Raw genomic sequence first — 21,650 nt, 5'->3', positions numbered from 1 at the left:
TCACACCCATGACCGAAGAACAGCAAAGCCTGGCCGTGGCCAATCCGAAGATGACGGCACGTGACGTCAAGGTCTTCTATGGCGAGAAACAGGCGATCAAGGGCGTGTCGATCGATGTCGACATGGACCATGTCACCGCCTTCATCGGCCCGTCGGGCTGCGGCAAGTCGACCTTCCTGCGGACCCTCAACCGCATGAACGACACCGTCGCCTCGGCGCGGGTCGAAGGCACGATCACGCTCGACGGCGAAGATATCTACGCCCCCTCGATGGACGTGGTGCAACTGCGCGCGCGGGTCGGCATGGTGTTCCAGAAGCCCAATCCCTTCCCCAAGTCGATCTACGAGAATATCGCCTATGGCCCCCGCATCCACGGCCTCGCCGCGGGCAAGGCGGACATGGACGTGATCGTCGAAAAGTCGCTGCGTCGCGCCGGCCTGTGGGACGAGGTCAAGGATCGCCTCAATGACAGCGGCACCGCCCTGTCGGGCGGTCAGCAGCAGCGTCTGTGCATCGGCCGCGCCATCGCGGTCGAACCCGAAGTCATCCTGATGGACGAACCCTGCTCGGCGCTCGACCCGATCGCCACCGCCAAGATCGAGGAACTGATCCACGAACTGCGCGGCCGCTATGGCATCGTCATCGTCACCCACAACATGCAGCAGGCCGCGCGCGTGTCGCAGCGCACCGCCTTCTTCCACCTGGGCGAACTGGTCGAATATGGCGTGACGAGCGACATCTTCACCAATCCGCGCCAGGAGCGGACCAAGGATTATATCACCGGTCGCTACGGCTGATCCCGCGCGCTTTCGAGCCAGATGCTTGCATCTGGCGGCTTAGAAAGCGCGCCACTTGAGATTCCGGCATCGATCCCTGCAGGATCGGTGCCTGCGGAGAGAAGAAACATGGCTGAACATACGATCAAGGCATTTGACGAGGAAATCGACCGGCTGCGCGGCCTGATCGCCGAAATGGGCGGTCGCGCCGAAGCGGCGATCGAGAATGCGATGCTGGCGCTCCAGCGCCAGGATCAGCGTCTCGCCGCCGAAGTCGTCGCCGACGACAAGCGCATCGACGCGCTGGAAGCGGAAGTCGAGAAGCTGGTGGTGCAGATCATCGCCCTGCGCGCGCCCATGGCCAACGACCTGCGCGACGTGATCGCCGCGCTCAAGATCGTCAGCGTGGTCGAGCGGATCGGCGACTATGCCAAGAATATCGCCAAGCGCGTGCCGCTGATCGCCGCCAACCAGCATAAGCTGGAACCGGTGTCGCTGCTGCCCTCGATGGGCCAGGTCGCGGCCGAGATGGTGCATGACGTGCTCAACGCCTTCGCCGCGCGCGACGCCGAACTGGCGCTGGCGGTGGTGGAGCGCGACCAGGTGGTCGACGATTTCTACGACAGCGTGTTCCGCACCCTGGTGACCTATATGGTCGAAAATCCCAAGACGATCAGCGAGTGCGCGCACCTGCTGTTCATCGCCAAGAATATCGAACGCATCGGCGACCATGCGACCAATGTCGCGGAAATGGTCTATTATGCCGCAACGGGCCAGACCCTGCCCGAACGCGAACGCGGCGGCACCCAGCAGCAGGAGAATTGAGGCATGGCGCGGGCGAAGATGCTGTTGGTGGAGGATGACGCGGCGCTCGCCGAACTGCTCATCTGGCATTTCAAGCGTGAGGATTTCGAGGTCGCCCATACCGTCGATGGCGAGGAAGCGCTGCTGATGGCGCAGGAAAACACGCCCGATATCGTCCTGCTCGACTGGATGGTCGAAAGCCTGTCAGGGATCGAGGTCTGCCGTCGCCTGCGCCGCATGAACGGCACCGCCAATGTGCCGATCATCATGCTGACCGCGCGCGGCGAGGAAGAGGATCGCGTCCGCGGCCTGGAAACCGGCGCCGACGATTATGTCACCAAGCCCTTCTCGCCCCGCGAGTTGGTCGCCCGCGTCGGCGCGGTGCTGCGCCGCGTGCGCCCGGCGCTGGCTGGCGAGACGCTGACCTTCGCCGATGTCGAAATGGACACGGTCGGCCACAAGGTCCGCCGCGGCGGCCAGGTCATCCCGCTCGGCCCCACCGAATTCCGCCTCCTGAAGCATTTCCTGGAGCATCCCGGCTGGGTCTTCTCGCGCGAACGTCTGCTCGACAGCGTCTGGGGCCAGGACAGCGACATCGAACTGCGCACCGTCGACGTTCATATCCGCCGCCTGCGCAAGGCTATCAATGTCGACGGCCGCCACGACATCATCCGCACCGTCCGCTCGGCCGGTTATGCGCTGGACACCGACGGCCTGAACTGATCGTCGCCCCGCGCATGCGGACAAGAAAAAACCTCCCCGGCACATTGCCTGGGGAGGTTTTTCTTTGGCGCATGCTCGTGGACGGCATTTTATCTTCCCGGAACAAAGCCCTGTGGATTTCGCCACCGCCTTGCATAAGGTGCCGGCCGGGGGGAAATCATGATTCTCGGTATCGATCTTGGAACGACCAATAGCGCCGCCGCTATCTGGAAGGACGGCGCAGCACAGCTAGTGCCCAATGCGCTGGGCGACTTGCTGACACCGTCGATCGTCAGCGTGGACAATATGGGCATGATCCATGTCGGCCGCGCCGCACGCGATCGGCTGACCACCGACCCGGACGGGACCGTCGCCAGCTTCAAACGCTATATGGGCACGGAACGCCGCGCCTCGATGAGTGGTCACAGCTACTCGCCCGAAGAATTGTCCGCCTGCATCCTGCGCTCGCTCAAGGCCGATGCGGAGGCCTTTTGCGGCGAGCCGGTCAGCGAAGCTGTCATCACGGTGCCCGCCTATTTCAACGATCGCCAGCGCAAGGCCACGCGACGCGCGGGCGAACTTGCCGGCCTGACCGTGCGGCGCCTGATCAACGAACCGACGGCGGCGGCGCTCGCCTTTGGCGTCCACGATCGCGACGAGCATGAACCCTTTCTGGTCTTTGATCTGGGCGGCGGTACCTTCGACGTGTCGATCGTCGAGATGTTCGACGGCATCATCGAAGTGCGCGCCTCATCGGGCGACAATCATCTGGGTGGCGACGATTTCAACAGCGCGATCATCGCACTGGCCCGCGCCGCGCTGGAGGCCGAAACGCCGCTGGACGACAAGGATCCGCAGCGCCTGGATGCCCGCCTGCAGGTCGCGGCCGAAGCCACGAAACAGGCCCTGTCCCTCGCCGACGAAGCTGACTTCACGCTGGTCATCGGCGACGAGCAACGCAGCACCCGCATCACCACCCGTGCGCTGGAGGAACAGGCCCAGGGGCTGCTCACCCGGCTACGCGACCCTGTGCTGCGATCCCTGCGGGATTCCAACATCGACGTCCGCGCCCTCAGTGAAGTCGTGCTGGTCGGCGGGGCGACGCGCATGCCCATCGTCCGCCGCGCCATCACCCGCATGTTCGGCCGCTTCCCCAACAGCACGGTCCATCCCGATCATGCCGTGGCGCTCGGCGCGGCGGTGCAGGCGGGGTTGCTGGCCAGGGACGCCGCTCTCGACGAGATCCGGCTGACCGACGTCTGTCCCTTCACCCTGGGCGTCAACCATTCGGAGCGCGACGCGCGCGGCCATTTCCATCATGGCCTCTTCTCGCCGATCATCGAACGCAACACCGCCATCCCGGTCAGCCGCGTCGAAACCTATCGCACCGTGTCCGACAATCAGCGCTACATCGAATTCGGCATCTATCAGGGTGAGGCGCGCGAAGTCTCCTCCAACGTGCTGCTGGGGTCGATCAGCATCCCGGTGCCGCCACGCCCGGCCGGCGAGATACTGGTCGATTGCCGATTCAGCTATGACAGCAGCGGCCTGCTGGAGGTCGACGTCGTGGTGCCGGAAACGGGCCAGAGCCGCAATCTGGTGATCGTCGACGAAAGCGAGCAGCGCGCCGAACGCGACCTGGCCGAAAGCCGGGCGCGCCTCGCCGCACTCAAATTCCACCCGCGCGAGGCGATGGAAAATGTCGCGGCGCTCGCCCGCGCGCGCAAAGGATACGAATCCTTCATCGGCGAGCGGCGCGAAGCCATTGGTCGCTGGATCACCCAGTTCCAGTCGGTGCTGGAAACCCAGGACAGCCGGCTGATAACCGAGGAGCGCAGGCTCCTGCTCCAGAATCTGGACCTGGTCGAAAAGGATTATGGGCTGTGAGCCCTTCGAACGCCTGGCAATTGCTGGGGATAGAGGCGACGGCGGACAGTAAGGCGATCCGCCGTGCCTATGCCGCCCGGCTGCGCGCCATCGATCCGGACCAGGATCGGGATGGCTTTGCCGCGCTGCGCGACGCTCGCGACCAGGCCCTGATGCTGGCATCGGGCGAGGTGGCGGATGCGCCGTCCACCGGCATCATGATTGACGGGATAGAAGTCATCGTCCCGTCGCCGAACGTGGCTTTCAGTGGCTCCCTTCCGGCCACATGCGATATCGCATTCGCCCCCTTGTCGATCGCGCCCGCAACGCCGCCCCCGGATTGGCGCATGCCGCCCATCGCGCCGGATTGCCGGATCGCGACGGATGGGGGCGATGCGATCGCCCTGCCCCTGCCCGACGGGGCCGACGCGCTGATCGTGCCGACGGTGACGCGCGCGGAGGTGCAGGATCTCAGCCGCGCCGACCATGCGCTCCATGCCCTGCTCTATCCCGATCCGGACGCGGAGTCGCAGGATCGTCCGATGCATCCGACGGACATCGTCAACGGCACTACCCTGATCAGCCGCATCCATGCCGAAGCGCAGGATGGCGCGATCGACCTGCATGCCCGCATCGACGACTGGCTCGCCAACATCCTAGCCGGCTCCTGGCCCCGCGCCCAGCCGCTGCTCGCTCCGGCCGCCCGCCTGTTCGGCTGGGAGGCGCTGGACGGCCAGATCGACGCGCCACCGGCAGTCGACTTCATCAACCGGCGCCTCGCCTCCGACCGCTTCGCCCAGCAGGTGCAACAGAAAGGCCACCCGCTCCATCGCGCCTGGCAGCAATTGGCCAAGCCGACCCGGCCGGGGCAGAGCTGGGCGCTATGGTGGCAGGGCGCCAAGGTTGACGAACTGATAACGACGATCCGCCGTGACTATCCCGAACTGGAGCAACGGCTGGACTGGCATCGCATTGCCCTGCGCGAGGAACGCACGGGCCTAGCGATCGCATCCTTCGGCGGTCGCATCCTGTTCGGCGTCGTCCTGCTGCAGTTACTCGGTGCCATGGCGCGCTGTCAGGACAATGGATCGCCCATGCCCAGTCTGCCGAGCGCCAGCGACATCCCCGTCGCCACCGCCCCACGCGTACCCGGCGGCCTGGGCGATGTCGCGGCCGACATGCAGGCGGCGGTACGCGCTGCCTTCGGCAAGGATATCCCGCTCGACCTACTCAATGCCCAGGCGCCGCTCGTCCATGCGCTCTTCGCCAGCAACTGGCGCGCCGGCATGGGCATGGGGTGGACCCGCGCCCGCTATGTCGAGGCGATGACCGGCATCATCCGCAATCGCTATGCCCTGCTCGCGCGGCAGAAGGGCGGCGACAGCCTGATCGCGATGCAGCGCCAGCGGCTGAAGGAAGAACGCGCACTCAAGGGCGATCATTGGCACGCCTGCGCCGAGGCGGCCAAGCATGGCGCCTTTGCCGATCCCGAGCTGATCCCGGCCGATCTGCGGGATCCGGCGCGGGCGCAGGTCGCCGACCTGGTCATCGCCATGCCCGACAATCCGGTGCTTCCGCCGACGGGCGGCAGCTTCTCCATCCCCGGCCAGATCGTGCAGCGCGTGATCGACCAGTCCGGCCTGTCGCTCGATCAGGTCAGCGCCGCCTTCCAGAACAAGGGCAAGGATCGGGAACAATGCCTGACCCATATCGCCCTGCTGGATGCCGCGCTGGATGCAAACAAGGCCACCCGCGCCGCCCTGTTGCCGCACATCTGAACCGGCGATCGCGCATAGGAAAGAAGCGCCCTGCCTTGCGGCAGGACGCTTCTTGTCCATCAGCCAGCGGCCAAGCCGCGATCAGGCCGCGCGGCGGGCCTTGTTCAGCTTCTTGAGCAGCATGTCGCGCTTCAGGCGCGACAGATGGTCGATGAACAGCACGCCTTCGAGATGGTCCATCTCATGCTGCAGACAGGTGGCGAGCAGCCCTTCCAGCTGTTCCTCGTGGATGCGGCCGTCGCGGTCCATCCAGCTGGCGCGGATCACCGCCGGGCGCTCCACCTCGGCAAACTGGTCGGGCACCGACAGGCAGCCTTCATTATAGACCGACTGCTCGTCCGATTCCTTCAGGATTTCCGGATTGATGAACACCATCGGCTTCTTGACCGGCGGCGCGCCTTCCTCATCCGATTCCGGTTCCTGCAGATCCATCACCAGGATGCGCTTGGGCACCCCCACCTGGATCGCGGCCAGGCCGATGCCCGGCGCGTCATACATGGTTTCGAACATGTCGTCGATCAGACGCTGCAGATCGTCGTCGATCGCCTCTACAGGGGTCGAGATGGTACGCAGGCGCGGATCGGGCGCCTCAAGGATTGGAAGAATGGCCATGGCCAAAACATAAGCGGAACGGAGGAAAATTTCAAGCGAGACGGGCGCTGGCCCACGCACCGCTTGCCGCCCCGCTCGGCGGGGTCTAGGCGAAGGAGCGTGACCGACGAAACCGCACAGCAGCGCCGCTACAAATCCTTCGAGGATACCCACCAGATGCTGATCGAGCTGGCGGTCGGGCTGATCGCCGATCGCGGCATCGATGCGCTGTCGCTGTCCGCCCTCGCCCGCGCCGCCGGGGTCAACCGCACCACCATCTATTATCATTTCACCGATCGTGACGCCTTGGTCGCGGCGGTGAAACTCTGGTCCTCGCAGCAGATCGTTGCCGCCTTCCGCCCGGAACTGCCGCGCCAGGCGCGGATCGACTATGTCACCCGCTTCGTGCTCGACAATCCCGCTATCATGTCGCTGTGGATCGAGGATTTCATCGCACCCGGTGACATCCGCGCCAGCTATCCGCATTGGGACGCCCTGGTATCGGGCATCGGCACCAGCCTTGCCGCCGCCTTCCCCGACGAGCCGGTCGACGCCGAAGTCTATTGCGTGATGCTGCTCACCAGCGCGCTGATCGGCCCGCGGGTCTTTCGCCATCGCGTCGCCCCCGATCTCGACACCGAAGCCACCATCGCCCGCTTCCGCCAGGAACAGCAGCGGGTGTTGCGCCGGGATGGCATCGCAGACGACTGACAAAATTTACAACAATAGTGTTGCAAATTCAGACTGGCCCGCTCATGCTGTCGAAAAGATAGACAGCGGAGAGCGATGATGCACGGCGAACGGCCCGGCTTTCAGGGCATGAGCGACGACAGTCTGGCCTGGCTCGGCACCGCGCCGATCCCGGCCGCCCCCTATCATGATCCGGCCTGGTTCGAGCTGGAACGGGAAGCGGTGTTCCGCCGCGCCTGGTTGCAGCTCGGCCATGTCTGCGAACTGCCCGACAGCGGCAGCTTCATCCGCCGCGAGATCGAGGCATTCAATGTGTCGCTGCTGATCGTGCGCGGCCGCGATGGCGAGATTCGCGCCTTCCACAATGTCTGCACCCATCGCGGCACCCAGCTGGTCGAGGAGGAAAGCGGCAGGCGAAGCACCTTCTCCTGCCCCTATCATCGCTGGTCCTTCGGCACCGATGGCGCGCTGCTCGCCGCCCCCGATTTCGATCGCTTCTTCATCGACAAGGCCGACTGCGCCCTGCCCCGCGTCGCGCTCGACATCTGCGGCGGGCTGATCTTCGTCCATCTCGGCACGCCGGACAAAGGCCTGCGCGACGATCTTGGCCCCTATGCGACTATGCTCGACGGCTTCCCCGCAGCGCAGGCCACCACCTTCTCCGAATATGTCTATGAGATCGACGCCAACTGGAAGCTGACCTACGACAATTTCCAGGAAAATTACCATCTCCGCTTCATCCATCCCCGCTCCGGCGCACCGGCGGTGGGCGAGGATAATCCGTTCGGCTATCCGGTGAAGATGGGCTTTCACGGCCCCCATCGCACCCAGACGATCTGGACCAATCCCGATCCCGCACCCAAGCCCGTGCAGGCGCAATCCTTCGGCCGCGCCGCCCGCTTCGCCATGACCGACGGCACCGCCGGCCCGCACAGCCGCGACTATCTCGCGCTCTTTCCCAATTTCTTCATCCTCGGATCGCCGGCCCAGCCCTTCTCCCACACCGTCTGGCCGATCGACGCGCGCCGCTCGCGCGGCGTGATCCGCCTCTACTGGAAGGGCGAGGATGACTGCGCCAGCCGCCGCTATGCCCGCGAATATGCCATGGCCAGCGCCCGCGACATCCATGCCGAGGATCGCGACGTGATCGAGGCGGGGCAGCGCGGCCTCAACAGCGGCGCGCTCAAACATATCCATTTCCAGGCGCAGGAGGCGCTGTGCCGCCACCTCTTCACCGCCGTCGACGAAAGGGTGCAGGCCTATCGTGCCGACCTGGCCGGCACTGCGCCCCGGCCCGTCTCGCGGGCGGAGGCAATGGCATGACCACGCTCCTCCCCGCTGGTTTCGATGCGCTCGCCCCCTTTGCCGATCGCTGGGCGATCGACGGATCGATCGCCCGCGCCGCCCGGCGCGGCGATGCCGCCCCCGCCGACCGCACCGCCTTCTTCGCGGCGGCCGCGCCTTTGCTCGACGCCGCCCTCGCCCATCTCGACCGCTACCCGCTCGACGCCCTGCCGCCGGCCGAGCAAGGGCTGATGGACATGATGCTGACCCTCGCCCATGTCTCGCTGACCGAAGAGATATTGGGCGACCAGGAACCCGCCCACGCCCGCCAGCGCCAGCATATGCGCATTACCCGGACCCCGGCGGGCGCCTGAGAGACGCAGGCCCGCCCCGTCATTCCAAGCGCAGCAAAGCAATGACGAGGATCGGGCTTTGACCGCTGCCGACCATTTTTGGTCATTGTTTTTGCGATGCTGAACGCGCCAAAGCTGACGCTGGAGATCAAGCTACGACGCCTGAGAAATTAGACCGCCGAATGCGATGCAAGCGATGGGCTATATGATCCTTTTGCGTCCCGAGCCGTGATGAATAATCGCATGGCGAAGCCAAGCGGTGGCTGCACCTGCTGCTATATTGCCGATGATGATCACTGGCACCAGTAGGAATGCCTCTTTCGCACTGTTGCCGGGACGGATCAGTAAGATCAGAAAGATGCCGAACAACGCACCGCCGATGCTGCCCACAGCGATCCATCTGCCAAGTCTTGCCCATCTGGCATCAACGCTCGCTCGTTCGTCCAAAAATGCAGCGCAAGGGAATGTAAATGCCACGCTAATGACATAACCGACAGGCACCGATAACGTCAGCCCCATGAACAGACCGGCTGAAAATACAAATGCGCCAGCCTCTCCAGTAGCTCCTCCTTTCCCGGCCAGAACCATAAGGAGCAGAAGGAAAACCACAATCGAAAAACAAAAAGCGGGGCCTGCAACGATAGGAGCCACTAAGCTAGCAACTTTGCGGTGGCGCTTTTCATTTGTTTCGTTCATATGTGCATATGAGCAACCGCAAGTTAATTTTGGCCTAAGCGTCAAGGCGTGTCCGCTATTGCACAATTTTGCTTTACAAGCCGCCAGTCCGCTTCCCACCCAAATCCGCCGCCCTTCCCGTCCATCATCCGGCCTGTCCTACACGCCGCTTGTCTGATCTACTGCCCGGATGGATCATCATCCTCCTGCCCTTTTACCCCTGTCATGGCCCGCTGCGCACGAGCCATCGACGCGTGGTGATCGCGCCATAGAGGCGTTCCTGGTGCGCGGCAGAAGCGCGATTGTCGCGTCGCAGGGGCGATGCGGGCGCAGATTCGACACCGACACCCCATGGGTGGTGACGCGCCACCGGCGCAAAGCCGGCGCGTCGCAGGCGCGTTCCCGGCGCATTTCGCCCAAAAAGCCCGATAACGGTGTGAACTTCGGGAGACGCGTGCCCCCGCCTTTGGGCCGTCCCTCAGCCCAGCGGTCGCCGCGCGCGCAGCGCCTGGGCCAGCGTGCCCTCGTCCAGATAGTCGAGTTCGCCGCCCACCGGCACGCCATGGGCCAGCTGGGTCAGGCGGATCGGGAAGCGCTCCAGCCGCTCGGCCAGATAATGGGCGGTGGTCTGCCCCTCCAGCGTGGCGTTCATCGCCAGCACCACCTCATCTATGCCGCCGGCCTCGACCCGCGCGACCAGCGCATCGATGCTCAAATCCTCGGGCCGCACCCCCTCCAGTGCAGAGAGGCGGCCGCCCAGCACATGGAAGCGGCCGGGGAAGAGGCGCGACTTGTCCAGCGCCCACAGGTCCGCGACATCCTCCACCACGCACAGCGCCCGCGCATCGCGGCGCGGATCGGCGCAGATGCCGCAGGGATCGACCGTGTCGACATTGCCGCAGGTCTGGCAGGTGACCAGCCGTTCGTTGACCGCCGCCAGCGCGCGCAGCAGCGGCTCCAGCGCGCCCTCGCGCTTCTTGAGCAGATGCAGCACCGCGCGGCGCGCCGAACGGGGGCCAAGGCCGGGCAGTCGCGACAGCGCCTGGGTCAGCGTCTCGATTTCAGGTGAAGCCATATCGTGAGATAAGGGGTTGCATGTCTTTCCGACAAGAGCTTTGAGGACGGACTTGGAAATACGCCGATGGCGCATTTCAAATGCGGTGCCAGCCCGCTCCCCCACCCGGCCACCTAACGGCAGTATCTTGAAGGGTGGCCGGGTGGGGGAGCGGGCTGGTGCGGGAAGCGGAAAAAACTATGCGTATCATCTATATGGGCACCCCCGATTTCGCCGTTCCAGCGCTCGATGCACTGGTGAAGGCCGGGCATGACATCGTCGCCGTCTATAGCCAGCCGCCCCGCCCGGCCGGCCGTGGCAAGGCGCTGCGCCCCTCCCCGGTCCAGGCCCGCGCCGAGCAACTGGGGATCGAAGTGCGCACGCCGGTTTCGCTCAAGGATGAGGCAGTGCAGGCCGCCTTTGCCGCGCTCGACGCCGATGTTGCGGTCGTCGCCGCCTATGGCCTGATCCTGCCGCGCGCGATCCTGGCGATGCCGCGCCATGGCTGCCTCAATATCCATGGCTCGCTACTGCCGCGCTGGCGCGGCGCCGCGCCGGTGCAGCGCGCCATCCTGTCCGGCGACAATGTCACCGGCGTCACCATCATGGATATGGAGGCCGGGCTCGACACCGGGCCGATGCGCGCCAAGCATGTCACCCCGGTCGCGGACAAGACGGCCGGCGAATTGACGCAGGAACTGGCGCAGGCCGGTGCCGAGCTGATGGTCGATGTGCTCGACGATCTTGCCGGCCATCCGCCAGTGGCGCAGCCCGAAGAGGGCGTCACCTATGCCGCCAAGATCGACAAGGCGGAGGCACGGATCGATTTCAGCCGCGACGCGCATCAGGTCGAACGTCAGGTCCGCGCCTTCAACCCCTTTCCCGGCGCCTTCTTCAAATATGGCGGCGAACGCTTCCGCATCCTCGCCGCCACGGTCGAGGATCATGCCGGGCCGGCGGGCGAACTGCTCGATCACAGCCTGCTGATCGGCTGCGGCCATGGCGCGATCCGTCCGACGCTGATCCAGCGCGCGGGCAAGGCGGCGATGTCGGCGGGCGAATTGCTGCGCGGCTTCGACATGCCCACCGGCAGCCGGGTCGACGCCTGATCCGATGACTCGTTTCGCCTTCACCGTCGAATTTGACGGCCGTCCGTTCATGGGCTGGCAGCGTCAGGCCCATGGCCCCAGCGTCCAGCAGGCGATCGAGGATGCGATCCATGCCGTCACCGGCGAGCGCGCCATCCTGCACGCCGCCGGCCGCACCGATGCCGGCGTCCATGGCCTGGCCATGCGGGCCCATGCCGATGTCGAAAAGCCGCTGACGCCCTTCCGCCTGATGGAGGCGATCAATGCGAAGCTGCGGCCCCATCCGGTCGCGATCCTCGCCTGTGAGGAAGTCGCGCCCGACTGGCATGCCCGTTTCAGCTGCACCGGCCGCGCCTATATCTACCGCATCGCCAATCGCCGCGCGCCGCTGACGCTGGAATCGGGGCTTGCCTGGCGGGTGATCCAGCCGCTCGACGCCGACGCCATGCATGACGCCGCGCAGATACTGGTGGGGCATCATGATTTCACCACCTTCCGCTCTGTCCATTGCCAGGCGGCCAGTCCGCTGAAGTCGCTGGCGATGCTGAATGTCTCGCGTGAAGGCGATCGCATCGCCATCCGGGCGGAGGCGCGATCCTTCCTCCATCATCAGGTTCGCTCGATGGTCGGCTGCCTCGCCATGGTCGGCATGGGCCGCTGGAGTGCGGAGGACCTGCGCGATGCGCTGGAGGCACGCGACCGCGCCCGGCTGGCGCTCAACGCGCCGCCCGACGGCCTCTATTTCGTGCGTGCCGATTATAGCAGCGCGGTGGTCACCAGCTGATTCTTGCCGGCGCGCTTGGCCGCCAGCATCGCCTCGTCCGCGCGCGCCACGATGCTGTCCAGTTCGGTGTCATCGTCGGGGATCAGCGTGACCAGCCCAAAACTGCCGCTGACACCGCCATGTGCGCCGCCCAGTTTCATCAATCCGACGCGCAGCGCCTCGCCCAGGTCCGTGCCTTCCTCGTCGACCAGCAGCACGAACTCGTCGCCGCCCATCCGCGCCACGACATGGCGAGTGGCGACCATATCCTCGATCAGCCGCGCCACATCGACCAGGCAGCGATCCCCGGCGCTATGCCCGCGACTGTCGTTCAATTGCTTGAACCCGTCGAGATCGAGATAGATCAGGCTGACGGCGCGATGCACCTCGGCTGCCTGCCGCAACAAGGCCCGCGCCCGCACCACGAAGCCACGGCGGTTGAGCAGGCCGGTCAGCGGATCATGGATCGCATCGAAATGGGCCTGCCGCATCTCCGACAGATCCTCGACCACGGCGACATAGAATTCGGGCGCGTCCCGCTCGTCGCGAACCAGCGCCACGGTGAGGTTGATCCAGATCAGCGATGCGTCGGCGCGGATATAGCGCTTCTCCAGCGTATAGCGCTGCAACTCGCCTCGGTGCAGCCGGCCAAGCAGCGCGACATCGGCATCCAGATCATCGGGATGGGTGATCTGCTGGAAACCCAGCCGCATCAGCATCGCGGCCGAATAGCCGGTAATCTCCTCGAAGCGGGGATTGACGGTCAGGAAGGTGCCGTCGAGCGCGACATGGGCAATGCCGACCGGCGCGTGCTGGAAGGTCGCCTGAAACCGGCGCTCCGCATTGGCCAGATTGGCCTGGATCGTCTGCGCCTCCTGGCTCAGCGCCCGCGCGACATGGGTCAGGCGGTCGATCCGGCAGATCGCATCCGGGGTCATCACGGGATCGCGATCAGGAACAATGGACTGGGCGGAGGCGATGGGCACGATGGGCGACTATTCTTTCCTGACTTTGTCGCTTCCTCCTGCGCCCAACCAGGTAAAGACTCTCTTTAGATTACATAATTTGCTGACCACAGCCTATTGGAGCCGGGTGCGGAACGGGGTGAAGTCGGTGCCCGCGTCATAGACGTCGAGCCCCTCGCGCCGCTTGAGACCATTGACCACCACATAGGTGACGGGCGTCAGCACCGCTTCCCAGCCGACCTTCATCGCCCAGTTGGTGACCATCACGGTCAGCACCTGCGCCGTGGTCCAGTCGCCATAGAAAGCGAGCGGATAGAAGAGCAGGCTGTCGACCCCCTGCCCCACCACGGTCGAGCCGATGGTGCGCATCCACAGATGCCGTCCCTGGGTGATGATCTTCATCTTGGCCAGCACGAAGCTGTTGGCCAGTTCCCCCGCCCAGAAGGCGCAAAGCGAGGCAAAGACGATCCGCCAGGTGCTGCCGAACACCGCCTCATAGGCTTTCTGGTCGGGCCAGCCCTCGGCCGGCGGCAAGGCCACCACCACCCAGCTCATCAGCGCCATGAACAGCATCGCGGCAAAGCCCGCCCAGACGCAGCGCCGCGCCCGTGCATAGCCATAGACCTCTGTCAGTACGTCGCCGATCACATAGCCGAGCGGAAAGAAGAGGATGCCCGCGCCAAAGGTCACGCCACCCAGCGACGACAGCTTGGCCGCACCGATCAGGTTGGACAGCAGCAATATGGCGACGAAGGCCGCCATGAAGAAATCATAATAACGCAGCGGCCGTGCGCCCAGCACGGTCGCGTCGATTTTCCGGATGCCCGCGTCGCTCATCCTTCAGTGCATATCCCGCCGACACACGATTGCAACGGCTGCGAAAGATTGCGCCGCGGCCCAAGCCCCGCTATCGCTCCCGCGCACGGCCCCGTAGCTCAGTTGGATAGAGCATCCGCCTTCTAAGCGGATGGTCGCAGGTTCGAATCCTGCCGGGGTCGCCAACGAAATATCGGTTGTCAGTAAGACTGCTCCTTTGCTTCATTTTCGTGATCCTCTGAGAGGCAGAATTGGCCGATTTCGGCCAATTCGGTTTTAGAGGGTGTAGTGAAGTATGCGGTTTCCGCCGTCAGCGAAGAGTTAGGAACGTCCCATTCAGGACGGCAAATCGAGGCGATCGAGTATCCGTTTGAGCAATGCCCAAGGTCCATCCCGGCGCGGATGCGATGATATTCCCACCCGGGTATCCATCCCCTGCACCCCTAGCCGGCGGTTCTCGCACTGGACGATCCGGGCGGTGTAATCGCTGACGTCCGCCAGCCTACTCTCGTTCTCGATCTTCATCTGAGCGATATCGAAGGCCGTTGTTTCGTCGCCACCTGGCCAGATTGTGATCGTGACGATCATCATGACCTGCGCGCCTCTCTACGGCGCGAACCTGGATTCGAGTTGCAGGTCCAGTCCCTCGGCCAACGCACTTTGGGGGTTGCTGGCCACCATCGCCAAGATCGCCCCCATCGCGTCCGACACCATAGAGACCGCCAGCGGGTTGCTCGCGTCGTACCCTCTGCGGACCTCAGCCTGGTCCGCCAACTGTCTTCCATAACGAAGTCTGAGCAATCCTCTCGCCTCGGCGAGATCGCAGGCCATCATCGCATGGTAGACATGGTGGATCTGATCCACCCGCACATCGACGATCGTCGCGGTGTAAAGCGTCCGACCATGTTCGACACTGTCCCGGTCCCTGCCGGTATTCCAGAGCCCTCCGGCCACCGTCTCTCCGGTCATGCCCGCGTCACGACGGAGGATTTGATCGACCAGATCACTTGGCATGCCCAGTTCCAGATCGAGTGAGTGGAACATGATACACCTCATCAACCCCGGCGCGGTCAAACACGCTTCCAGCGGTCGCGCTCCGTCAAACGGAGGCTGCGGGCTATACAGCCAGGCCAATGGATCGGACGGCAAGCTGTCACGCTCAAACCGAGCGCCGGTTTCAACGGCCGCTATCACGAGGCGATCGACCATCTTGTAGGTCAAATCGAATGACACATCGTCGGGGCTATCGCTGGCTAGCGGATCAGGGCGTCCCAACAGAGCTGAAGTGGTAAAGTAATCCAGCGCTGAGCGCTGGGTCCGGGCAGCTATTCTCTGTTCGTACATCTCATGCGTCAGCATTGCGAAACCCTTTCTGTCACCATCCTTTTCAAAAGAAGCCTGCGCGAGTCGCTTGCTCCACTTGCAGACTTGTACATTCATTTCAATGATTCTGGAATCATAGAATTGAACGATGTCCGATTTGCTGTTTCAACGGACGTCGAAACGGACATTGGCCGGTACATTGTTGGTTTGGCTGACGGATCTGTCCGTCACTAACCGTTTGACCGGTTGGGATGGATCGCTGATAGTCTGGCCCATGGACTCATCAGCAATGGTCGAGGCCCTGGCTGCGCTGGGGCAACCGACTCGGCATGATATCTACCGCCTCCTCGCCCGGGCGCCTGAAGGCCTGCCGGCGGGAGAAATCGCGCGCCACCTCAATGTCGCTGCAAACACGCTATCTTCCCACCTGGGAATTCTATCGCGTGCCCACCTGGTCTCTTCGCGCCGTGCGGGAAAACAGGTGATCTATCGGGCTGATACAGCCGCAGCGTCGTCCATCAGCACATACCTCAATGGTCTGGCCTCAGTGACGCCCTGAATTTTCTGAATACGCTCAGCTTCGCTCCTCGAAACTCAGGAGTGAAGAAAAATGGAAGATCGCATTGCCCACTACATGGTGACCTTCACGCCTCAGCAGTGGCCGGAAGCTTACCGGCGCGCTCTGGAAGTCGAAGAGCTCCCAAGGAAGGGCAGTCGGCGAGTGGCAGCAGCTGTTACCGCTGCCGCCACTCGGCTGGGGTATAAGGAGCGCAACTTCTTCAGATCATTCGGGCGTACAAGGACTCGCTCCAGTTGAACGATCAGGTTCTGTCCAACTACCCCCGTCAGCTTCCTGCTGAAACGAGAGTGTCCGTCGTCGAAACATTTGGCACAGATGGGATCGTGGATTAGCGGAGAGCGGGCCTCGTCTGGGGCTTGATGTTAGGCGGCGAGCTTGCGGTGAAGCAAGCGGCGATGTTCGATGGTCTTTCGCTTGATGGTTTCGCGGCGCCTGATGATGGCGGGAGCCCTGCCGAAGTAGGCGTCTGCCGGGGTCACGTTGCTCAGGCTCTCGTGGTAGCGCTGGTGATTGTAGTGCTCCACGAACGCCTCGATCTGGGCCTCGAGGTCGCCGGGCAGGAAGTAATTCTCCAGCAGGATGCGGTTCTTCAAGGTCTGGTGCCAGCGCTCAATCTTGCCCTGAGTTTGCGGATGCAACGGGGCTCCGCGAACGTGGCTCATCTGCTGGGCCTCGATGTACTCGGCGAGTTCGCCCGCGATGTAGCCGGGGCCGTTGTCCGATAACAGCCGGGGCTTGTGCAGCACCGTGGCACTATCGCAACCCGAGGCCTTGAGAGCGAGGTCGAGCGTGTCGGTGACGTCCTCGGCGCGCATGTTGGTGCACAGCTTCCAGGCGATGATGTAGCGCGAATAGTCGTCGAGCACGGTCGAAAGGTACATCCAGCCCCACCCGATGATCTTGAAGTAGGTGAAGTCTGTCTGCCACATCTCGTTCGGCCGGGTGGTCTTCGTGTGGAACTGGTCGGCGGCCTTGATCACGGTATAGGCCGGACTGGTGATCAGGTCGTGCGCCTTCAACAGGCGGTAAACCGTGGCCTCCGACACGAAGTAGCGCTTCTCGTCGGTGAAGCGCACGGCCAGTTCGCGGGGGGAGAGTTCGGTCGCATCAAGCGCCATCTCGACGATCTGCTCGCGGACATCCTCGGAAATGCGGTTCCACACCCGGCCTGGCGCACAGGGGCGATCCTCCAGCGATTCGGGGCCGCCTTCGAGGAAGCGATCATACCAGCGGTAGAACGTCCGGCGGGGAATGCCGAGCTTATCCAGCGTGTGCTTGGCGGGCAGGTGCGACTGCTCGACGATCCTGATGATCTCCAGCTTTTCTGCGGCAGGGTACCTCATTCGTCGTCGCCCCCATCCGCGATCATGCTTTATGGGATGGCCCGCCCCTTTTCCCCGGCATCGGATATGATGCTGGTGCTTGAAGAGGAAAGGAGCGGACCGATGTCTATTGTGATCCTTGGCGTTGATTTGGGCAAGAATGCCTGCAGTGTGGTGGGCGTGGATGCGTCGGGAGCTGTCGTCGTACGCAGGTCGATGCGCCGCCAGACGCTGGTCGACTACGTTGCCAAGCTTCCTGTGTGCGTGGTCGCGATGGAGGCATGTTGCGGTGCCCATTATCTGGGGCGCCTGTTCGCCGCGCACGGACATGAGATCCGGCTGATGTCGCCGGAGTACGTACGGCCGTATGTCAAAGCACAGAAGAACGATGACCGCGACGCCGAGGGGATCGCCGAGGCCGCCTCGCGTCCAACGATGCGCTTCGTCGAACTCAAGACCCAGGAGCAGTTGGACATCCAGACGCTCCACCGGGTTCGCTCGCGCCTGGTGGCTGAGCGCAGGAGCCTGACCAACCAGTTGCGGGCGATCCTGCTGGAGCGCGGGACCATTTTCCCGGTTGGGCGGCGCAAGCTGGAACTCGGCATCGATGCCCTGCTGGCCGATGAGGATACGACCTTGTCACCGCGTCTGCGCCAGTTGGTGGCCGAACTGCGTGCCGAATGGCGCGAACTCGATACCAGGGTGGAAACGCTGAACGGCGAGTTTGTCGAGCTGGCGCGCAATGACGCGGCTGCCCGGCGGCTCACATCCATCCCCGGCGTCGGGGTGCTGAACGCAACTGCCCTGATTGCAGCCGTGGGCGATGCCAGCAGCTTTGCCAAAGCCCGAGACCTGGGTGCCTGGCTCGGTCTGGTGCCCCGTCAGCATACTACCGGCGGCAAGCCGCGGCTGCTCGGCATCTCCAAGCGAGGCAACACCTACTTGCGCACCTTGCTCATCCACGGTGCCCGAGCAGCATTGCCGTCGCTGGCGCGAAGCGAGACCCCGTTGGGGCGCTGGTTGACAGGAATGATCGAGCGAGGAGTCCACCGCAATGCTATCGTCGTCGCGCTGGCCAACAAGCTGGCGCGGATCGCATGGGCGGCCTTGCGCAAGGACGCGACGTTCGAACGCGGCTACCCAGTCGCGGCATAACCGGATCGGCCGCACGCATCTTCGTGCATAGGCCAACGATGTTTGCAGGAAGGATCGTGAAGATGGCCTGACAGTCGATCGGCGTCTGGAAAGCCCGGCCAAAAAAATGGCACTCGTTGCCGGCGTCTTTATTGTGGCTCCAGACGTGCGGATGTCCATCTTGGCCATGGGGTCACCCATGAGACCGCATACGTTGACGCAGACTGATCAGAACACTTCAAAATCCCCCTTGCAGACGGGGCGGGCCATACGTTTTTTGAGCAGACGGTTTTCCAGCGTCAGATCGGCCACGCATTCCTTGAGGGCACGGGCTTCGCGGCGCAGGTCCTGAACCTCGCCCGTTGTCGCACTGCGGGCGGTGTCACCGGCAAGACGGCGCTTGCCGGCTTCCATGAACTCCTTCGACCAGGTGTAGTAGAGGCTCTGGGCAATGCCTTCACGCCGGCACAGTTCGGCGATGCTGTCCTCGCCGCGCAATCCGTCGAGCACGATGCGGATCTTGTCTTCGGCCGAGAAATGCCGCCGCGTCTGTCGGCGAATATCCTTCACCACGGCTTCGGCAGAGGCCTTCGTCGGCGATTTTCGCAAGGAGGGTTTGGGCTTCATCTGCGTTCCTTCGTCACTACGACGAAGCCCAAACCCTCCTTAAATCTCAACCCATAATCTGTGCCATGGGTGCTGACGCCGGACAGATGTTGAAGTCATAACCATAGTCGGCGTCGGAGACGCGGAAGCGCTCCTCATAGAGCTTTCTGAAGCCTGAGGGCCGATCGCTTTAAGAAAACCTCACAGGGTGGATGACCAAGCCAAATGAATCAGATCGCTCGGGTTGTGAACGTATTTTCCACCCCATACGAAGCATGGAGTTACCGCCAGTCCACCGATGAAGAAGCGCTATCCCTTTGCCAAAAGGGTTATTCGTTAGCCGAATCCTTCACCACGAAAGACAAGCTGCTTGAGGAAGTCTCGAACCATGTCCAGGCCGCGGCGCGCATGCTTCGTGAGGGTGCAGATAACGCGCTCGAGCGTCACATAGACAAAGCGCTGTCAGCAAGCTCTGAATATCGCGATCTCCGCAACCTGATGCCGTCAAACGTGCCTCAAGCCCTAAGTGCTTATCAGGCTGAGTTCTCAGAGGCCGACTTATCTGCGGCGGATAGCGCGATCAAAGCTATCGGGGTGACGATGCCAAATGGACAATTCTTGTTCCACGGTGGCTCATGGCCGCTCGGCGTACAAACTTTCACGACGACCCGCCCATTCTCCACATCCTTCTGCCCGCAAGTGGCACGCAGGAATGCAGAGTGGAAAAGCAAAGCTTATGACGCTGGCCGGATGGACCTGATGGTCGTCCACGTCATCCAGCCACAAACCAAAGCCTACGCTTACAGTCGGGATGGAGACCTCGGCAACGAGAAGGAGGTTGTTTTCGCCACCGGCGCACAACTGACCTTAACCCGCGAAACCCACATTGCCGACGTCACCGCCTCCAAAGTTGGCCCACACTCCGAAACGTTGAAACGCACCGTTCCAGCGTATCTGCTAGAAATCGACATATCGTAACATCGCAATAATCGCGTTGCTCGGGCCCGACTAGAACTCGGGCCGCATGACTACATCACGGAAAAGGGCGGTGATCGCATTCGCCCGCTCTTCACGCATGCGCTGAGACTTCTCGACCGTCGGCTCCGCCTGCTGCCACTGGCTTTCGTTCCAGCGCATCGCCTCCACGAGCAACGCCCGCTCTATGATCTCCTGCTCAATCCCCTCGCTGATCGAGTTGCTGAGAGGAGCCCCCTCCTCTGTAAACCGCGGTTTGAACTGATACGGCCCCAGCGTGTCGCCCAGGTAGCGGACCAGCTGTGTGCCGTGACGCCACTTTCCGCCTGCATGAATGTCAAACGACACTCGGCGGTTGAAGACCCGAAAGCGCTTCTGCAACTGCTTGCTCTGCCGCGCCCCGCCTGGAGGCGCGATAAAGTCGATCGACTCCACGCGATCGAAATGCACCTGCGTGTGCTGCACGAGATGGCGCATGAGGTCGTCATCCATATTGCGGGTAGCGCGCATGAGCCCGTCTTCCGGAATCAGCGGATCGCCCACCCCCAATCCAAGGATCATCCTAGAGCTGGTATCGACAATGAACGTAGCCGTAGCCAATTCCACCCGGCCGCTGATCTGAACCATCACATCGACTGCGGTCTGGTCCACCAGGATCTGAAGACCAGCAGCCCCAGCCGCCGGCTCTGCGACACCTTCCCGGCGGAGTACCTTTATGCGTCGCTGGATCGAGGATGCAGACGGAGGCGCCTCGCCCGCATCCGCGCAGGATTCAAATATCCAGCGTATGATCGACGCGGGCGAAGCCGCGGGCTCATGCTGCAGTTTCCAGCGCAGCGCACGCTCGGCAACGGGTGCGAAGCCTTTCTGTGCTGGTGCCGCGACAGCCTTCACCCGGAAGCTCGGTGACAGACCTCGAGTTGGGCCCAGATCCTTCAGCTTCTTCAGCAGTCGGTAAAAATTGCGCTGCTCCATATCGAGCGCGCTGCACGCGTCGCCCACGGGCATGGGGTCATCGTCGCGAAGATAGAGGTCCATCGTCCTCAGTCTGGCAATCACCGCCTCCCGCTTAGAATCATCCAGAGACAGGAACAGGGCGTACTCTGATTCGCCAGAAAAGCCTGAAGCGGCATGCCGTTTGACCAACTCCTCGTCAGTTTCGAGGGCCGACCGATCCGAACCAACGTCGCGCGTGCCGTTTTTCTTACTGTTCATCCATGACTTATTAGAACAGTAAGGCACGCATCGTCAAGTGAGTTGGTCACGATACTGTGCAGTTAAAACCACATTCCTGTTGCCATCACGGTCATTTTAGCGTTCCTAAATGCACAGTATCGTGACCAACATGGAGACAGTGCGATGACGACTAAACCGCGAAGTGCAGATCGAAACAACCTCGTTTCAATCGTTTATACAGAGTATCTGATCGAGATCATCCGACATTTTGAACGACAGCAGCGCGTTAAGACGTGGAGTCGTTCTCGCTCCAAATGGCCCAACAGCAA

At 63.1% G+C, this 21,650-nt stretch carries 21 protein-coding genes, 1 tRNA gene and 2 pseudogenes; 14 read left to right on the top strand and 10 right to left on the bottom strand.

Going from position 1 to position 21,650, the window contains the following annotated elements; genetic code table 11:
- The first annotated feature begins 8 nt into the window (after positions 1–8).
- The 5 genes from pstB to U0025_RS01945 all read left to right on the top strand — a co-directional run bounded on the left by pstB (position 9) and on the right by U0025_RS01945 (position 5,926).
- Positions 9–797: a phosphate ABC transporter ATP-binding protein PstB gene (pstB, locus tag U0025_RS01965; protein ID WP_004210863.1), complete on the top strand. Its 789-nt coding sequence runs from the start codon at positions 9–11 to the stop codon at positions 795–797.
- A 108-nt stretch (positions 798–905) separates the two neighbouring features.
- A complete protein-coding gene (phoU, locus tag U0025_RS01960) occupies positions 906–1,601 on the top strand; it encodes a phosphate signaling complex protein PhoU (RefSeq protein ID WP_004210862.1) in 696 nt (231 codons plus the stop codon).
- Positions 1,602–1,604: 3 nt separating this feature from the next.
- Entirely contained in the window at positions 1,605–2,303 is a 699-nt protein-coding gene (gene phoB, locus U0025_RS01955; RefSeq protein WP_004210860.1) for a phosphate regulon transcriptional regulator PhoB, read from the top strand.
- Between the two features lie 159 nt (positions 2,304–2,462).
- Positions 2,463–4,169: an Hsp70 family protein gene (locus U0025_RS01950; protein WP_004210858.1), complete on the top strand. Its 1,707-nt coding sequence runs from the start codon at positions 2,463–2,465 to the stop codon at positions 4,167–4,169.
- Positions 4,166–5,926: a hypothetical protein gene (locus tag U0025_RS01945; RefSeq protein WP_004210856.1), complete on the top strand. Its 1,761-nt coding sequence runs from the start codon at positions 4,166–4,168 to the stop codon at positions 5,924–5,926. The genes U0025_RS01950 and U0025_RS01945 overlap by 4 nt, the downstream gene beginning before the upstream one ends.
- Before the next feature lie 81 nt (positions 5,927–6,007).
- Here U0025_RS01945 and def read toward each other — a convergent pair whose 3' ends face one another.
- Positions 6,008–6,538, bottom strand: a complete 531-nt coding sequence (gene def, locus U0025_RS01940) for a peptide deformylase (RefSeq protein ID WP_004210855.1) — start codon at positions 6,536–6,538, stop codon at positions 6,008–6,010.
- A gap of 99 nt (positions 6,539–6,637) precedes the next feature.
- Here def and U0025_RS01935 point away from each other — a divergent pair, with 99 nt between their 5' ends.
- The 3 genes from U0025_RS01935 to U0025_RS01925 all read left to right on the top strand — a co-directional run bounded on the left by U0025_RS01935 (position 6,638) and on the right by U0025_RS01925 (position 8,865).
- On the top strand, positions 6,638–7,228 hold the full coding sequence (locus U0025_RS01935) for a TetR/AcrR family transcriptional regulator (protein WP_004210854.1): 591 nt from the start codon (positions 6,638–6,640) through the stop codon (positions 7,226–7,228).
- Between the two features lie 108 nt (positions 7,229–7,336).
- Positions 7,337–8,530: an aromatic ring-hydroxylating oxygenase subunit alpha gene (locus tag U0025_RS01930; protein ID WP_254792304.1), complete on the top strand. Its 1,194-nt coding sequence runs from the start codon at positions 7,337–7,339 to the stop codon at positions 8,528–8,530.
- Positions 8,527–8,865 carry a hypothetical protein gene (locus U0025_RS01925; RefSeq protein WP_004210852.1) on the top strand — a complete coding sequence of 113 codons (339 nt, stop codon included), beginning with the start codon at positions 8,527–8,529 and terminating at the stop codon, positions 8,863–8,865. Before U0025_RS01930 ends, U0025_RS01925 begins: the two co-directional genes overlap by 4 nt.
- Positions 8,866–9,045: 180 nt before the next feature.
- Here U0025_RS01925 and U0025_RS01920 read toward each other — a convergent pair whose 3' ends face one another.
- Together U0025_RS01920 and recR are read right to left on the bottom strand one after the other, a co-directional pair.
- Positions 9,046–9,540 (bottom strand): hypothetical protein, encoded by a 495-nt coding sequence (locus tag U0025_RS01920; RefSeq protein WP_139278789.1) that lies wholly within the window; start codon positions 9,538–9,540, stop codon positions 9,046–9,048.
- A gap of 457 nt (positions 9,541–9,997) precedes the next feature.
- A complete protein-coding gene (gene recR, locus U0025_RS01915) occupies positions 9,998–10,594 on the bottom strand; it encodes a recombination mediator RecR (RefSeq protein ID WP_017503434.1) in 597 nt (198 codons plus the stop codon).
- Positions 10,595–10,773: 179 nt separating this feature from the next.
- Here recR and fmt point away from each other — a divergent pair, with 179 nt between their 5' ends.
- Both fmt and truA read left to right on the top strand, forming a co-directional pair.
- The gene (gene fmt / locus U0025_RS01910) at positions 10,774–11,682 is read left to right on the top strand and encodes a methionyl-tRNA formyltransferase (protein ID WP_037491071.1); all 909 of its coding nucleotides are present in this window, start codon (positions 10,774–10,776) and stop codon (positions 11,680–11,682) included.
- Between the two features lie 4 nt (positions 11,683–11,686).
- On the top strand, positions 11,687–12,445 hold the full coding sequence (truA, locus tag U0025_RS01905; protein WP_004210847.1) for a tRNA pseudouridine(38-40) synthase TruA: 759 nt from the start codon (positions 11,687–11,689) through the stop codon (positions 12,443–12,445).
- On the opposite strand, the gene U0025_RS01900 is transcribed toward truA, so the two are convergent.
- Together U0025_RS01900 and U0025_RS01895 are read right to left on the bottom strand one after the other, a co-directional pair.
- Complete coding sequence (locus tag U0025_RS01900; RefSeq protein ID WP_254792305.1) at positions 12,418–13,410, bottom strand: GGDEF domain-containing protein; 993 nt, start codon at positions 13,408–13,410, stop codon at positions 12,418–12,420. The two genes, truA and U0025_RS01900, sit on opposite strands and share 28 nt — an antisense overlap.
- A gap of 93 nt (positions 13,411–13,503) precedes the next feature.
- Entirely contained in the window at positions 13,504–14,226 is a 723-nt protein-coding gene (locus U0025_RS01895) for a queuosine precursor transporter (protein ID WP_004210843.1), read from the bottom strand.
- An 87-nt stretch (positions 14,227–14,313) separates the two neighbouring features.
- On the opposite strand from U0025_RS01895, the gene U0025_RS01890 reads away from it, so the two are divergent.
- Positions 14,314–14,390: transfer RNA gene (locus U0025_RS01890), tRNA-Arg, on the top strand.
- A 151-nt stretch (positions 14,391–14,541) separates the two neighbouring features.
- On the opposite strand, the gene U0025_RS01885 is transcribed toward U0025_RS01890, so the two are convergent.
- Both U0025_RS01885 and U0025_RS01880 read right to left on the bottom strand, forming a co-directional pair.
- On the bottom strand, positions 14,542–14,796 hold the full coding sequence (locus U0025_RS01885; RefSeq protein ID WP_004210842.1) for a hypothetical protein: 255 nt from the start codon (positions 14,794–14,796) through the stop codon (positions 14,542–14,544).
- A gap of 15 nt (positions 14,797–14,811) precedes the next feature.
- Positions 14,812–15,645, bottom strand: a complete 834-nt coding sequence (locus tag U0025_RS01880; RefSeq protein ID WP_017503439.1) for a hypothetical protein — start codon at positions 15,643–15,645, stop codon at positions 14,812–14,814.
- Between the two features lie 31 nt (positions 15,646–15,676).
- Here U0025_RS01880 and U0025_RS01875 point away from each other — a divergent pair, with 31 nt between their 5' ends.
- Positions 15,677–16,087: an ArsR/SmtB family transcription factor gene (locus tag U0025_RS01875; protein ID WP_076605607.1), complete on the top strand. Its 411-nt coding sequence runs from the start codon at positions 15,677–15,679 to the stop codon at positions 16,085–16,087.
- 383 nt (positions 16,088–16,470) lie between these two features.
- On the opposite strand, the pseudogene U0025_RS01870 reads toward U0025_RS01875, so the two are convergent.
- Positions 16,471–17,481, bottom strand: a pseudogene (locus U0025_RS01870) (IS3 family transposase); the annotation flags it as partial.
- Between the two features lie 72 nt (positions 17,482–17,553).
- On the opposite strand from U0025_RS01870, the gene U0025_RS01865 reads away from it, so the two are divergent.
- A complete protein-coding gene (locus tag U0025_RS01865; RefSeq protein WP_004207353.1) occupies positions 17,554–18,585 on the top strand; it encodes an IS110 family RNA-guided transposase in 1,032 nt (343 codons plus the stop codon).
- A gap of 240 nt (positions 18,586–18,825) precedes the next feature.
- On the opposite strand, the pseudogene U0025_RS01860 reads toward U0025_RS01865, so the two are convergent.
- Positions 18,826–19,191: pseudogene (locus tag U0025_RS01860) on the bottom strand (transposase); the annotation flags it as partial.
- A gap of 204 nt (positions 19,192–19,395) precedes the next feature.
- Between U0025_RS01860 and U0025_RS01855 the strand changes: the two are divergent.
- Complete coding sequence (locus U0025_RS01855; protein ID WP_004210840.1) at positions 19,396–20,148, top strand: hypothetical protein; 753 nt, start codon at positions 19,396–19,398, stop codon at positions 20,146–20,148.
- A gap of 30 nt (positions 20,149–20,178) precedes the next feature.
- On the opposite strand, the gene U0025_RS01850 is transcribed toward U0025_RS01855, so the two are convergent.
- Positions 20,179–21,360, bottom strand: a complete 1,182-nt coding sequence (locus U0025_RS01850; RefSeq protein WP_004210839.1) for a hypothetical protein — start codon at positions 21,358–21,360, stop codon at positions 20,179–20,181.
- Positions 21,361–21,650: the final 290 nt, after the last annotated feature.

The organism is Sphingobium yanoikuyae (genome assembly GCF_034424525.1).
Taxonomy (GTDB): domain Bacteria; phylum Pseudomonadota; class Alphaproteobacteria; order Sphingomonadales; family Sphingomonadaceae; genus Sphingobium; species Sphingobium yanoikuyae.
Note: the sequence above shows the minus strand (reverse complement) of the source record. Positions and strands in the feature narration are given on the sequence as shown.

What these genes read in the sequence shown, in the direction of transcription:
- U0025_RS01850 (WP_004210839.1), bottom strand. Translation starts at nt 21,360, where the DNA reads ATGAACAGTAAGAAAAACGGCACGCGCGACGTTGGTTCGGATCGGTCG.
- U0025_RS01930 (WP_254792304.1), top strand. Translation starts at nt 7,337, where the DNA reads ATGAGCGACGACAGTCTGGCCTGGCTCGGCACCGCGCCGATCCCGGCC.
- U0025_RS01875 (WP_076605607.1), top strand. Translation starts at nt 15,677, where the DNA reads ATGTCCGATTTGCTGTTTCAACGGACGTCGAAACGGACATTGGCCGGT.
- phoU (WP_004210862.1), top strand. Translation starts at nt 906, where the DNA reads ATGGCTGAACATACGATCAAGGCATTTGACGAGGAAATCGACCGGCTG.
- pstB (WP_004210863.1), top strand. Translation starts at nt 9, where the DNA reads ATGACCGAAGAACAGCAAAGCCTGGCCGTGGCCAATCCGAAGATGACG.
- U0025_RS01880 (WP_017503439.1), bottom strand. Translation starts at nt 15,645, where the DNA reads ATGAATGTACAAGTCTGCAAGTGGAGCAAGCGACTCGCGCAGGCTTCT.
- U0025_RS01950 (WP_004210858.1), top strand. Translation starts at nt 2,463, where the DNA reads ATGATTCTCGGTATCGATCTTGGAACGACCAATAGCGCCGCCGCTATC.
- truA (WP_004210847.1), top strand. Translation starts at nt 11,687, where the DNA reads ATGACTCGTTTCGCCTTCACCGTCGAATTTGACGGCCGTCCGTTCATG.
- fmt (WP_037491071.1), top strand. Translation starts at nt 10,774, where the DNA reads ATGCGTATCATCTATATGGGCACCCCCGATTTCGCCGTTCCAGCGCTC.
- recR (WP_017503434.1), bottom strand. Translation starts at nt 10,594, where the DNA reads ATGGCTTCACCTGAAATCGAGACGCTGACCCAGGCGCTGTCGCGACTG.
- U0025_RS01925 (WP_004210852.1), top strand. Translation starts at nt 8,527, where the DNA reads ATGACCACGCTCCTCCCCGCTGGTTTCGATGCGCTCGCCCCCTTTGCC.
- def (WP_004210855.1), bottom strand. Translation starts at nt 6,538, where the DNA reads ATGGCCATTCTTCCAATCCTTGAGGCGCCCGATCCGCGCCTGCGTACC.
- U0025_RS01865 (WP_004207353.1), top strand. Translation starts at nt 17,554, where the DNA reads ATGTCTATTGTGATCCTTGGCGTTGATTTGGGCAAGAATGCCTGCAGT.
- U0025_RS01920 (WP_139278789.1), bottom strand. Translation starts at nt 9,540, where the DNA reads ATGAACGAAACAAATGAAAAGCGCCACCGCAAAGTTGCTAGCTTAGTG.
- phoB (WP_004210860.1), top strand. Translation starts at nt 1,605, where the DNA reads ATGGCGCGGGCGAAGATGCTGTTGGTGGAGGATGACGCGGCGCTCGCC.
- U0025_RS01855 (WP_004210840.1), top strand. Translation starts at nt 19,396, where the DNA reads ATGAATCAGATCGCTCGGGTTGTGAACGTATTTTCCACCCCATACGAA.
- U0025_RS01895 (WP_004210843.1), bottom strand. Translation starts at nt 14,226, where the DNA reads ATGAGCGACGCGGGCATCCGGAAAATCGACGCGACCGTGCTGGGCGCA.
- U0025_RS01885 (WP_004210842.1), bottom strand. Translation starts at nt 14,796, where the DNA reads ATGATGATCGTCACGATCACAATCTGGCCAGGTGGCGACGAAACAACG.